Source organism: Enterococcus sp. S86.2 (genome assembly GCF_059834485.2).
In genome coordinates this window covers 129886-142646 of record NZ_CM206813.1, presented here as the reverse complement: position 1 = coordinate 142646, position 12761 = coordinate 129886, and the positions used below count along the sequence as shown (strand labels likewise).

The following is a 12761-nucleotide window of genomic DNA, read 5'->3' as shown; positions in this document are numbered from 1 at the left end:
TTTCGTATATTCAAAAGAAGGTGTGACAAGACTTTTGTCACACCTTCTTTTTCTAATTCTACTTCTACTTAATAATACTGCAAATCACTACCAACAGATGGATATGCCATGATGATATTTTGTAATTGTTCTTTTTTGATACCGAGATTGATGACGAGTGTCATCAGATTGATCCATTCGTCGGCTTTTTGATTTAATGTAGCCGCACCGACAATTTCACCGCTGTCTTTTGCGTAAATAATTTTAGCCAAGGCAACCGGATCATTGGTACGAAAATAATTGTACCACTTGCTCATGTCAAACCATTCCGTTTTGTACAAATCAGGTTTATTTTCAGCCTCTTCACTGGTTACACCAACTTGTGCTAATGTCGGCAGGGTAAAGACAGCTGTTGGTACTTGTGGATAGGCAATATCCTCACTTGTTTTTCCTAACAACAATTGGCTTAAATAGCGCCCTTCAAAACCTGCCACCGGGGTCATTTTCGGTTCTTTTTTGGCAATGCAGTCTCCCATCGCAAAAATATTGGGCTGGCTTGTTTTTAGTTGTCCATCCACTACAATGCCGCGACGGCTCGCTTCAATGCCCAACTCTTCTAGGCCTAAGTTTTCCACGTTGGCTATTCTGCCGGTGGCGCAAATGACAGCACTGGTTTGATACGTGGCTTTGTCGGTGGTGACTGTCAAAATTTTGGCATCATTTTTTTCTACACGTTGAATGTTTTCATTAAAAATAAACTGAATTCCGCTTTTTTCTAACGCTGTCACGAGCTGTTTGGCTAAGTCTTGGTCAAAGCCCCGCAGTGGTGTGGCGTTGTGATGCAAGATTGTCACTTTAGCGCCACAGGCATTGGCAATTGCCGCTAATTCAAAGCTGATATAACCAGCCCCAAGAAAAATCATTTCCGCTGGTAAATGAGGCAAGGCTAGAAAATCAGTGCTGGTTAAAAAGTGCTCTTTACCGGGGATATCCAACAGGTATGCCCGTTGTCCAGTAGCCAAAACGATTTGTTCAGCAGTAAAATGCTGCGTCTTAGAAACAAGTGCTTGCGTGTCTGTTTCGATTGTATGCTCTTTTTGCTCAGTTACGGCGATTTCACTTTGAGATACTAGTGTTGCTCGTCCGTGAAAATGCTTGATGCCACTGGCGTCAAAGCCTGCAATTCTTTCTTTAGAAACAGGATCTGTGTATGTTTTTTTATAAGCCATCAAATCTTCCCAAACAACTTTAGGTACAGCTTGTTCAGAAAAGCCCTTGCCAACAAATTGGGCAACGCGACTACGGGCTTCTTCGACTGCAAATAAAATTTTCTTTGGATCACAGCCTGCATTCGGACACGTTCCGCCAAAAAGATTTTCCTCTATTACTGCCACCGTTTTTCCTGCTGCCTTTAAATCATAGGCTAGCGATAAACACGCCGGCCCGGCTCCGATAATTGCTACATCATAATGTTCCATCTTGTCACCCTCCACTAATTTTTAATGATTGTCCCAAACCTGCTAACGCCTACTTAGGCATCTTATTGTGCTTTTTGTCAGGTTAACCCTTTAAGGATTAGCCGCTAAAAAACTGAGGATATCCGCGGGGGTAATTATTTTATCCTCTGCCACCCGTACATTATTTTTTGCTAACAGCGGTAAACTTGCCTGCACAGTTTCCCCCAGTGCCACAATCGGATAAGTAGCTTTTTCATCTTTTGTATAAAAGCCCTCTTTTACGACAACTTCTAATTTTGTCTGTAGTGGTTGACCCACTGCTTTTATCCCCTTAAAGAATTCGGCGACAAATTCATTGGCCGGATTGGCCGCAATTTCTGCCGGGGTATCACATTGAATCAGCTTTCCTTCTTTCATCACTGCAATGCGATCGCCTAGTTTTATGGCTTCTTTCATATCGTGGGTGACAAAAACAATCGTGTTTTGCAAATCTTTGTGCAGTGTTAAAACGAGATTTTGCAATTGCTCTCTTGAAATCGGATCAAGGGCACTAAATGGTTCATCCATCAATATAACATCTGGTTTAGCGGCTAACGCGCGCAGTATCCCCACTCGTTGCTGCTCGCCTCCAGATAATTCCCCCGGCATACGCTTGGCGTAAACTCCTGGGTCCAATTCCACGGCTTTTAGTAATTCAAAGGCCCGTTCTTTACGCTTTTCTTTACTCCAACCTAACATTTCAGGAATAACTTCAATATTTTCTAAAACCGTCATCGTGGGAAAAAGCGCAATCTGCTGCAACACATAGCCGATTTGCCAGCGTAATTTTTGTGTATCGTAGTCTTTAATTTTTTTATCTTTGAAATAAATATCCCCGCTAGTAGGCACATGTAAGGCATTGATCATTTTTAAAGAAGTCGTTTTACCACTGCCAGAAGAACCCACTAAGACAAAAATTTCACCGGTTTTAATCTGAAAAGTAACATCTTCTAATGCTGTACTGTCATCAAATTTTTTCCCCACATGGTCAAAAACAACTAAATCGCTCATTTTCCCTCGCCCCCTAAAAGTCCATTTTGCACTAAATAATCCTTGGCGACTTTTGCTGGTTTTTGCCCTTCAACATTTACAGCGTAATTCATGGCCACCATCTCAGCTTCGGTAATTTTTCCTTTTAGGCGATTCAAACTTTTCACAATTTCAGGATGCTTTTGAGCAAAATCTTGCCGCATTAAAGGTGCACCTTGATAAGGTGGGAAAAGATGCGCGTCATCTTGTAGGGTCATTAAATCATATTGCTTAATTTCACTATCGGTTGAATAGGCGTCGATGACATTCACATCGCCGTTATTAATGGCCGTATACCGCAAAGCCGGCTCCATCTGACTAACCTTTAACTGCAATTGATACACATCTTTCAAGCCTTTATTGCCATCATTACGATCGTTAAATTCTAACGTAAATCCAGCGTGAACCTGATTTTCGATTTTTTTCAAATCGCTAATTGTTTTTAAATCATGTTCTTTTGCAAAAGACTTTTTCACAGCCAAAGCGTAAGTATTTTCATAAGCCATTGGCGCTAAAAATTCTAGCTTCGCTTGTTTAGCCAATAAATTTTTGGCTAAGGTATAGGTTTTTTCCGCCGAATGTTTGCCGGTATCTTTTTTTGGTACTTGAACCAACGATTCCAAAACTGTTCCGGTGAATTCAGGGTAAATGTCGATTTGATCATTTTTTAAAGCGCTGAATAAGAAGGTCGTTTTACCAAAATTAGGCTTTAATTCCACCTGCACGTCACTATTTTCTTCAATTAATTCTTTGTACATATTAATCAAAATTTCCGGCTCTGCCCCTAATTTTCCGGCAATCGTCACTTTTTCAGGTTGAAAGAGCACTGATTGGGACAAGCCAATACCGCCGATTACCAAAAATAGCGCCGCTAAGCTTGTAATAATCACCCGCGGCCGCACTTTTTGTAACAGCCGAATAGCCGTACTAAAAATAATGGCCAATAAAGCAGAACTTACAGCGCCAATAATAATTAAACTCGTATCATTGCGGTCAATTCCCAATAAAATAAAAGTCCCCAGACCGCCGGCGCCAATTAACGCCGCCAGTGTTGCCGTTCCGATAATTAAAACTAACGCCGTACGAATTCCAGAAATAATCACCGGTAAGGCAATCGGCAGCTCCACTTTGCGCAACTTGCGAAACCGACTCATACCAAAAGCGTCCGCTGCCTCTTCTAATGAAGGATCAATTTCACTTAAACCGATGTAGGTACTTTGAAAAATCGGCAAGAGGGCATAAATCACCAGTGCAATAATCGCCGGCACTGTCCCGATCCCTACTAGAGGAATCAATAATCCTAAGAGAGCCAACGACGGAATTGTTTGTAAGACTCCGGTAATTTGTAACATAATTTCTGCTAACTTCTTATATTTAACCAACCAAATCGCTAGCGGTATCGCAATTACCATCGCAAATAATAAGGCGACTAGTGAAATGCTAATATGCTCAACTAGCGCTGAAACCAATTCGCCTTTTCGCTCTATCAACGTTTGCCGTAACGCTTCCATATTTTCCCACCTTCCTGCCACTAAAAATAGAAAAATTTTTAGCTAACAGCTTTTTTCATACTTTCATTGTAGCTTAGGGGGAAAAATAACTCGAAAGATACGCATGGCAATTGTCACAAAATGCCGATTGAAAACAACAAAAATATGTACCTGAATCTAGCTATAAGCGGTATGCTAGAAAAAGAAAGCCTTAACAACTTAAAAACATAAGTACTTCGTATACTTGAATATCACTGAATATTAGGGATAATTCTGAGTTAAAATTTGGACAAGAAAGTGAGATTTTTTATGTCTCATGCAAATGAACAGCGTTATGAAAAAACGTCGTATCGACGAGTGGGCAAACACTGGCAGAAATGGCACTAGTCTGGAACTTGCGGCAATCCACTGTAGCTAGCATTCTGATTGGTACCTCCTGCGTCAACCAGTTGGAAGATAATTTAAAAGCTTTAGAAAAACACCATTTTCTAAAGCAGAATTAATTTTAATTGATGAAATTTTAGTCTAAGCTGCTTCATTTGCACACTTTACTACTACAAAGCAACTCATTTAACAATTTACTTCTAAAAAAACTCACTATTCTTTCATCGTCCGTCTCTAAAGTGATTGATAAAAAGACCTCTTTTATCCATCTTTTAAGCGGTACCATGATTATAATGAGTTTATAGTGAGTTTTTGATTTAGTGTATGTGTAATATTTCTTCTCTTGCTAATGCAAGGCAACCAATAATTCCAGCATTATCGCCTAACTTCGGTGTTCGAATATATTGATCAATTTGGGGATATTTTATATACCCTGACATGAGAGATTTAAACTTAGATTGTACTAATTCTAGTAATAGTGGCTGTTTCATTACGCCACCTCCTAAAATAATACAATCTGGAGAGAGAATCAGTGTAGTATTGTAGACACATTGTGCCAAGTACTCCGCTTCAATCTCCCAGAATGGATCATTTCCCTTTAGCGACTGCCCAGATTTACCTAAACGCTTTTCAATAGCTGGTCCTGCTGCCATACCTTCTAAACAATTACCGTGAAATGGACACGCTCCTTCATAATTATCCTCGGGATGTTTGTTAACTAGCATATGCCCCATCTCCGGATGGCTATATCCAGAAATAAATCGCCCTTCTTGGATAGCACCACCACCAATGCCAGTCCCAATTGTGTAATAGACTAGATTATCGAAGCCTTCACCATGACCTTTAACATATTCGCCAAAACACGCTGCATTTACATCAGTAGTCCATGCAATAGGTATCTGGAAATGTTTTTTCAAAGTACCGATAAAATCAAAATTCTGCCATGATATTTTGGGAGTGGAGGTAATAAAACCATACGTGGGGGACTCATGGTGAATATCTATTGGTCCAAATGAACCTACTCCAATCCCCTCAAGTTCTTCTTGATAAGCTTTAAAAAAATCAATAACCTTAGACATCGTTTCTAAAGGTGTAGTTGTTTTAAAACTTTCTCTATGCATGATTTCTAATTGACTGCTTCCAATAGCACAAACAAATTTTGTACCCCCAGCTTCAATTGCTCCAATCATAAATTCCCTCCTCTCAATCAATAACACTTCTCATTTTCCACCATTTAATTTCTTCAAAAACAGCTGTTTCTTCATCAACTTCAATAGTAAAATTCTGGCTAGTTTTTTTATTGTAAATTCGAGTAGTAAAAACCGTTCTCCCTCTATTTACAAAAATTTCTAGTGAGTTTGTATCTATTAACATACGAACTTCCAACTCATCATTGATAAGATTAAGCGGACCATCAAAGTCAGTTTTTTCTCCTTGAAAATTATCTTTGCGGGAACCAAAAAGCCATTTTTTTTCTAAGTCTATCTGCAAAGTTGTTCTCTCACTTCCATCCGCAGAAGACTTAATCCCAAATGTTAATACTTTAGCTTCCACATGTCGCAAATTAATTTTTAAAAGGAGATCCGCAGCTTCTGTTAGCTGTTCTGTAAATTTCTCTTGTTTATTTAAAACCACATTATGGTAAGCATGCTCATCATAGCGATAATTTTCGATATCCGAAACGGGATATTGCACTAGCTGGTCATGATCAAGCGTTAATTCGCGTGTAACAGTCATCGCCCCTCGCCATTGATCATTTTCTAAAGGATCTTTTGTTTGCCAGATATTCATCCAAGCAATCATAAGTCTACGACCTTTATCATCACAAAATGTCTGTGGCGCATAAAAATCAGTACCGTAGTCGAGGATTTTCGGTGTATCTGCGATGTAACGTCCAATTTTCTTATCAAAATCACCAAGATAATAGACAGGCAAAATATTTTCCCCTTTTTTCATGGGGGATGTAATAAGCACAAAAGAGCTATCTAATTGAAATAAATCTGGACATTCCCACATATCGTAAGTTCCGTCGTTATCTTCAAAAGCAATTCCTGAATACTGCCACTCTAGCAAGTCTGTTGAAATATAGATCGCAAGCTTCGCGACATCGCCTTTTTTCGTTCCAATAAACATGTAATACTTATCCCCAATCCTCTCAACTTTGGGGTCTCGAAAGTCTTTACTTCCTTCAGGTGGAGGAGTTGAAATGACGGGGTTACTTTCGTATTTTGTATAATTTTCTCCATCATCTGTCCAAGCAATATTTTGATTTTGCTCAGGGTTATCCCCCTCGATGTTTCCTGTATAAAATAAATACAAACGTCCATCTTTTTCAATGGCGCTACCGGAAAAACAACCATTTCGGTCATAATTATAATCTGGGCTTAGTGCAATAGGCTGTGTATCCCACGCAATTCCGTCCCTTGATTCTGCATGTCCCCAATACATGGGTCCCCAAATATTTTGGTATGGATAGTATTGGTAAAACAGATGATATTTCCCCTTAAAAAAGGAAAGTCCATTTGGATCATTAATCCATCCAATTGGAGCCATATAATGAAAATGCAAACGATTTTTTGTATCAATTTTATTTTTATTTTCGGTAACAAAACGATTTGCTCTATCTAATAATTCGCCCATATTTTTTCTCCTGTATTAAAAAATTACTGGTATGTGATATCTGTTTCACCATTGAGGTGTACAATAGGAAAAATACAATGGGTACCAAGTAGCTAACTGTATATAAAACAGCGGTTAGTATGCTATCAATAACTGTCCTTTTTATATCTTTTTTTGTTACTGACTGTATTTTCCAAAAATCCTTAAATCTAAAATCTTTTTTATTGTGATAAAGCGTCATCCAATAAGTAGAAAGTGCTAGTATCACAATCCCTAACATGCCCGCTAATACTGAAAATAGCTTTACACTTAATACTGACTGCAAAAAGGTAAAATTTACTGACAATACGAACAAAATAATAGCCATCCCTAACGTAAAAGATAAGCTATTTCGAAAATTAATTTTGACTTCAGTTAAAAACATTTTTAAAGTCACATCATTACTTTTACTTACCTTTTGCCACAATCGCTTATTAGCAAGCCAGCATAGTGGCGCCAATATAATTGTTAGAGTCATCAAAAAAGAGAGACAATTAACGAGGAATAACTCCGTTGCAGTTAGTGATAAATAATAAAATCGTTCTTTTTTTGTCATTTCGCCAACTCCTTGCAGCCTAAAGTTCTTTTACTTGAAACGACTTAAAGCGTGTACGACTAGCATTAGCATTTCCCAATCCTACCATGCCTTTTTCATGTTGATTATTTTGTACTTCTAGTATACTTTCTCCATTAATGGCAACCGTAATATCATTGCCAATACAGCTTACTTGCATATTTACAAATAATGAGGAATTCATGTTTTTTCCTATTTCTTTTTCACAAAGTATACTTTCTTCTGAATTAATTCGAGTAATCACCCGTAGCACATTTTCTCCAAATTCAGCGATATAACAATTGCCTGCACCGCGAACTCGAAAATACAAGCGGTGGGCATCACCAACAATCGGCTGAAATTCTGTTGAAACTTGAATATCTCGCCAACGTCTTAATCCTGTAAATAATTCTGCCGCTTCATTCGCATGACTAATATTTAATAAATTATCTTCAAAATAAACTGAACCGCGATTCCGGGTAAACTGTTCCAGTTCTTTATGAATATCATTCCACTTATCAAAAAACCATTCAGAAAAGTCAATGCTGTAGTCCGCCTTTCCTTCAAAAGAAATATCATCAATATAAAAAATTTCTCTTACTGGATGTTCGTAATTTGAAAAAATTTCAATACCAACAAATTTAATCGTCGCGTTATTCAATGCTGGAATCTTCATTTCTAATTTTGTCCATTCTTCATTAACACTATTCCATTCACCGGTATAGTTCTTTTTCGATTTCTCATCATAAGCGTATAAACGAGCTTGTCCGGCAAATTTACTAATCCTTTTTGTCTTTATATAACCTGAAATTTTTTGCCCAGGATATACTATTGGTGAAAAACACGGATCATACCGACTATCGACAAAATCATCTGAATAATAGTATGTTTGTTTGGCAATTTTTACGCTTCTAGCTGGTCGCATTTCTGGAACAACGAGTTTTAGTGATCTCTTTCCAGTATGTGCTTGCTCATCTGTATTGCTGATTGCATTTCTGCGGTAGTCATATTCATCACTTGGTAAAACCTTAAAGGTATGTGTAGATGTGGGGTATTCAAAATGATGAAAGTGCTCATGATTCAAAATTTTTTCTACGAGAACATCTTCTGGTTTTGCTTGTGCAAGATGATAGCCAACGCGAGCAATCTCGGCAGCTCCGGCAGGAATATCTGCAATATTTTCCGAACCTACTAAACTCGAAAAACAGATAAAGTCATTGATTGGTTGCCACCATTTTTCTGAAATGCCTTCAATTCCAACCATTACACCGAGAATTGTCCCAACATTTCCTACATTACAATCAGTATCCCATCCACACATATTACAAATATTAATTGTATCTGAGTAATCACCACGACCATAATAAAGTGAAATTGCCATTACTGCAGCATTGGGAATTATATGGACGTTTCCAGGAAACTTATCGTATCCGTAATTTTCGTTAACGTATTCATAGCAATCACGCCAGTTATCCGGCTTTTGATAATAGAAATCTTTTATTTCTCGGAAAACACGTGTGTACAGTGAATCGGCTGGAATTGTCGATAACGCTCGTTCCACTACTAATTCAATATCATCTGTTCCAAAAGCAGCAGCAATTGCTGCTGCAACGAATCTCCCCCCATAGCGACCCTCGCCATCATGAGAAACAGCTGCAGCTTTATCTGCTAATTCAGCTGCTAATTCTAAATCATTTGGTGCAATTAATCCCCATGGATCACTAAAAATTTGTCCGCCTATTTGTTCTGCTACTGCATAACCATTTTGTTTAATAGAACCACTTTGAGGAGCTTTCATACGACTCTTTAAATTTTGATATGCAGTATCTTCAGTTGAAATTCCATAGCCTCCCCACCAAAAAAATCCGTGCCCATCTGGTACATAGTCAAGCCAAGTTTGTGCAATATCTTGCGATGTAACCTCCTTCCCTTTTTTAGAATCTTCAATTGCTTTTAAAAAGAAAATTGGGCCATTTGTATCATCATCAGCGGCAAAATTATTATATGTACGCACATACGAGTCAATTTCACCAAAGGCTTCTTCAATTTGTACAGCTGTCCAACCTTCAATATCCCCACCGTGACGGACACCAATAATTTTTCCTAACCATCCGGCATAAACTTTTTCTAAATAATTATCAGGTAATTTTGTCATTATTATTCTCCATTCAATTATTCTTTCATTCCACTGGTCATTAAACCGCTCACATAATATTTTTGTGAAAGTAAGAAAATAATCACAATTGGAATCGTAACGATTGCAGCACCAGCCATCATATAATTCCATTGCGTCGTGTATGTTCCTTGGAAACTATTTAATCCTAAAGTTAAAGTTTTCAATTTGTCATCATTCAAGTAAATTAATGGACCTAAGAAATCATTCCACGTTCCAATAAAGGTAAAAATTGCCAAAGTAACAATCGATGGCTTAGACATGGGTAATACCAAACTAAAGAAGATTCTTGGATAGCTAGCACCATCTATAATTGCAGACTCTTCTAATTCTTTGGGAATGCTTAAGAAAAATTGTCGTAGCATAAAAACACCAAAGGCACTAAAGAAAGGTGGAACAATTAGTGCCAAATGAGTATTTAGCCAGCCTAATTGTCTTAGTAATTGAAATGTAGGAATCATTGTGACATGATATGGAACCATCATCGTCGCCAGTACCACTGCAAAGATTATTTCTCTTCCTTTAAAGCGTAATCTCGCAAAAGCATAAGCTGCCATTGCGCTGATAAATACTTGCCCGATTACAACAGATACTGCAATTTTTATCGTATTAAAGAAATATAATCCCCATGGGGCTTCTTGAAACATATATTTATAATTTTCCCACTTAAACTCTTTTGGAAAAAGCTTGGGGGGAATAGTAAATAACTCATTTGTTTCTTTAAACGAACTCATTACCATCCAAAAGAGTGGAAAGATCATGAATAGCGCCATAATAGTTAAAAAGCCATACATAACAATTGTCGTAGCTCTTTTTTTCTCCTTCATAACGATCAATCCTTTCCACGATTATTTAAGCCAAATTGAATAGCGGTAATAATTAAAATAATAATAAATAGAATATACGCAGCTGCTGAAGCATAGCCTTGTTTAAAGAATATAAAGGAATTCTGATAAATATAGTACACAATTACAGAGGTAGAATTTGCTGGCCCTCCGTTTGTCATTACATAAACCAAATCAAAAACTTGAAAAGAGCCAATTGTGGACATAATGGTGACAAAAATTGTTGTATTTCGTAATAATGGAATTTTTATCCGGAAAAATTTTTGAATAGCATTAGCGCCATCTATTTCTGCGGCTTCATATATTGATTCGGAAATATTTTGCAAGCCTGCCAAATAAAGAATCATGTTATAACCAAGCCCTTTCCAAATACCTACAATAATTAACGAAAACATCGCCCATCCTTCCTTTGTTAACCAAGGAGGCTGGTACAAGTTTAAAAATTCAAGAACATTGTTAATAACCCCATATTCTGTATTAAAAAGCCATTTCCAAACAGTAGCAATTGCTACCATTGATGTAATATAAGGAATCATAAAAGCTGTTCTAAAAAAAGTTTTTCCTTTAATTTTATTATTTAGAACATTCGCTAATAAAAGTGACAGAAACACACCAACCGGCACTGTCCCTACAACATAAATCAACGTATGAAATAGAGATTGCTTAAAACGATCATCTTTCAATAGCTCAACATAATTTTTTAAACCGACAAAATTTGGCAAATTAATTCCATTTGAATCTGTAAAACTTAATATTAAAGAAGAAACTAGTGGATATACCATGAACACGCTAAATCCAATAAGCAAGGGGAGTACAAAAATGTACCCCCAAGTTGACTCCCGACTGAATATCTTTTTAGTAACCATTGTAATCACTCCAATATTTCATTCATAGCTTTGACAATTTTATTTTGTGTATCTTTTGGCGACTGGTCACTAATTAACATTTTTTCAACTTCTTGTTGAAATTGATCTTGAATTTCAGTTGAACGAGGATTTAAATATCCATCCATATTAGTATTTTCAGCACTATTAATGAAAGCTTCAATATTTTGCGGTTTCTCAATTTCTCTAACTACGTTATTGACAGCATCAGTTTTCATTGATGGTAACGCCATTCCCGTACCAGCAATTTTTTTCTGTCCTTCTTCACCAATGAAGTATTTCAATACCTTCCAGGCAGCATCTTTATTTTTTGTGTCCTTAGAAATACCCCAGTTTAAAATTCCCGCTGTTACTTTTTGATTTTCTGCTTTTGGCATCTGAACGACATCCCAATCAAAGTTTAAGGCTTCATCAGTAAACGGCGGAATAAACCACATTCCAGCACTAATCATTGCTGTTTGTCCATTTCGGAACATCGCGTCAGCACCTTGTCCGCTAGCCGTCAACTCAGCTGGATTAGGTGAAATTTTCTTTTCTGTAATCTGGTTTAAAATCTCTAATCCTTTTAACGCTTCAGTTGAATTCATTGCACTTTCTTTCATTGCATTAGTTTTATATAATTGTGCGCCTTGACGATACAACCAACCAAGCGTTGGATTATAGCCATTTTCTAATAAGAAACCATACTGCTTTTCATTTTCATTTGTTAATTTTTCGGCAACTTCCAAAAACTCTTCTTGTGTCCAGTTATTTTTTGGATACTCTACACCAGCAGCATCAAACATTTCTTTATTGTAATAAATCACGAATGGTGAAACTTCCTGAGGAATAGCATAAAGTTTCCCGTCGTATTCATTTCCTGCTAGCAGATTTTCATAATACTCCTCTTTTGAAAAATCTTTATCTTTTTCAATTAAATCATCAAGTGGAAGTAATGCACCTTTTTCAGCTAAAGCTGTAGTCCATTCATTGACATACAAAATATCCGGAGCATTTCCTCCAGAAATCAGAGTTAATGTTTTTTCATAGCGACTATCGCCAAGATCTACCCATTCAATTGAAATGTCTGGATTTTTTTTCATAAATTCTTCAGCTGTTTCTTTACGAATTTTATTCTCAGAAGTTGAACCAGCAATTGACATAGTAACTACTGTTTTTCCATCTGAATCTTTACTACTTTCCCCGTTGCCACATGCACTTAAGACAGTAAGTGCCATCATCGAAATTCCCAATGCAAATAATTTCTTCATGAATCTTTCTCCTCCTTTTT

The 12761-nt window shown here is 37.2% G+C and carries 11 protein-coding genes; 1 reads left to right on the top strand and 10 read right to left on the bottom strand.

Annotated elements, in window-relative coordinates; genetic code table 11:
* Window positions 1-68 precede the first annotated feature (68 nt).
* The 3 genes from AC6R0T_RS00600 to AC6R0T_RS00590 form a co-directional block, all read right to left on the bottom strand.
* Window positions 69-1457: a dihydrolipoyl dehydrogenase family protein gene (locus tag AC6R0T_RS00600; protein WP_303753632.1), complete on the bottom strand. Its 1389-nt coding sequence runs from the start codon at window positions 1455-1457 to the stop codon at window positions 69-71.
* A gap of 90 nt (window positions 1458-1547) precedes the next feature.
* A complete protein-coding gene (locus tag AC6R0T_RS00595) occupies window positions 1548-2486 on the bottom strand; it encodes an ABC transporter ATP-binding protein (protein ID WP_303753633.1) in 939 nt (312 codons plus the stop codon).
* Window positions 2483-4015 carry an ABC transporter permease/substrate-binding protein gene (locus AC6R0T_RS00590; RefSeq protein ID WP_303753634.1) on the bottom strand — a complete coding sequence of 511 codons (1533 nt, stop codon included), beginning with the start codon at window positions 4013-4015 and terminating at the stop codon, window positions 2483-2485. Before AC6R0T_RS00590 ends, AC6R0T_RS00595 begins: the two co-directional genes overlap by 4 nt.
* 356 nt (window positions 4016-4371) lie before the next feature.
* Here AC6R0T_RS00590 and AC6R0T_RS00585 point away from each other — a divergent pair, with 356 nt between their 5' ends.
* Window positions 4372-4497, top strand: coding sequence for a hypothetical protein (locus AC6R0T_RS00585; RefSeq protein ID WP_500559741.1), 126 nt, complete (start codon window positions 4372-4374; stop codon window positions 4495-4497).
* 198 nt (window positions 4498-4695) lie between these two features.
* Here the strand turns inward: AC6R0T_RS00585 and AC6R0T_RS00580 are convergent, their stop codons facing one another.
* The 7 genes from AC6R0T_RS00580 to AC6R0T_RS00550 are packed head-to-tail and all read right to left on the bottom strand — an operon-like array spanning window position 4696 to window position 12741.
* Window positions 4696-5568 (bottom strand): ROK family protein, encoded by an 873-nt coding sequence (locus AC6R0T_RS00580; RefSeq protein WP_303753635.1) that lies wholly within the window; start codon window positions 5566-5568, stop codon window positions 4696-4698.
* A 13-nt stretch (window positions 5569-5581) separates the two neighbouring features.
* On the bottom strand, window positions 5582-7018 hold the full coding sequence (locus AC6R0T_RS00575) for a glycoside hydrolase family 32 protein (RefSeq protein ID WP_303753636.1): 1437 nt from the start codon (window positions 7016-7018) through the stop codon (window positions 5582-5584).
* Window positions 6999-7592, bottom strand: coding sequence for a hypothetical protein (locus AC6R0T_RS00570; protein WP_303753637.1), 594 nt, complete (start codon window positions 7590-7592; stop codon window positions 6999-7001). Before AC6R0T_RS00570 ends, AC6R0T_RS00575 begins: the two co-directional genes overlap by 20 nt.
* A 19-nt stretch (window positions 7593-7611) precedes the next feature.
* Window positions 7612-9744: an ADP-ribosylglycohydrolase family protein gene (locus tag AC6R0T_RS00565; protein ID WP_303753638.1), complete on the bottom strand. Its 2133-nt coding sequence runs from the start codon at window positions 9742-9744 to the stop codon at window positions 7612-7614.
* Window positions 9745-9761: 17 nt separating this feature from the next.
* Window positions 9762-10589, bottom strand: a complete 828-nt coding sequence (locus AC6R0T_RS00560) for a carbohydrate ABC transporter permease (RefSeq protein WP_303753639.1) — start codon at window positions 10587-10589, stop codon at window positions 9762-9764.
* Between the two features lie 5 nt (window positions 10590-10594).
* Window positions 10595-11473, bottom strand: a complete 879-nt coding sequence (locus AC6R0T_RS00555; protein WP_303753640.1) for a carbohydrate ABC transporter permease — start codon at window positions 11471-11473, stop codon at window positions 10595-10597.
* A 5-nt stretch (window positions 11474-11478) separates the two neighbouring features.
* The gene (locus AC6R0T_RS00550; protein ID WP_303753641.1) at window positions 11479-12741 is read right to left on the bottom strand and encodes an extracellular solute-binding protein; all 1263 of its coding nucleotides are present in this window, start codon (window positions 12739-12741) and stop codon (window positions 11479-11481) included.
* Between the last annotated feature and the right edge of the window lie 20 nt (window positions 12742-12761).

Excerpts from the sequence above, each read along its gene's own strand:
- AC6R0T_RS00600 (WP_303753632.1), bottom strand. The coding sequence starts at position 1,457 with ATGGAACATTATGATGTAGCAATTATCGGAGCCGGGCCGGCGTGTTTA.
- AC6R0T_RS00595 (WP_303753633.1), bottom strand. The coding sequence starts at position 2,486 with ATGAGCGATTTAGTTGTTTTTGACCATGTGGGGAAAAAATTTGATGAC.
- AC6R0T_RS00590 (WP_303753634.1), bottom strand. The coding sequence starts at position 4,015 with ATGGAAGCGTTACGGCAAACGTTGATAGAGCGAAAAGGCGAATTGGTT.
- AC6R0T_RS00585 (WP_500559741.1), top strand. The coding sequence starts at position 4,372 with ATGGCACTAGTCTGGAACTTGCGGCAATCCACTGTAGCTAGCATTCTG.
- AC6R0T_RS00580 (WP_303753635.1), bottom strand. The coding sequence starts at position 5,568 with ATGATTGGAGCAATTGAAGCTGGGGGTACAAAATTTGTTTGTGCTATT.
- AC6R0T_RS00575 (WP_303753636.1), bottom strand. The coding sequence starts at position 7,018 with ATGGGCGAATTATTAGATAGAGCAAATCGTTTTGTTACCGAAAATAAA.
- AC6R0T_RS00570 (WP_303753637.1), bottom strand. The coding sequence starts at position 7,592 with ATGACAAAAAAAGAACGATTTTATTATTTATCACTAACTGCAACGGAG.
- AC6R0T_RS00565 (WP_303753638.1), bottom strand. The coding sequence starts at position 9,744 with ATGACAAAATTACCTGATAATTATTTAGAAAAAGTTTATGCCGGATGG.
- AC6R0T_RS00560 (WP_303753639.1), bottom strand. The coding sequence starts at position 10,589 with ATGAAGGAGAAAAAAAGAGCTACGACAATTGTTATGTATGGCTTTTTA.
- AC6R0T_RS00555 (WP_303753640.1), bottom strand. The coding sequence starts at position 11,473 with ATGGTTACTAAAAAGATATTCAGTCGGGAGTCAACTTGGGGGTACATT.
- AC6R0T_RS00550 (WP_303753641.1), bottom strand. The coding sequence starts at position 12,741 with ATGAAGAAATTATTTGCATTGGGAATTTCGATGATGGCACTTACTGTC.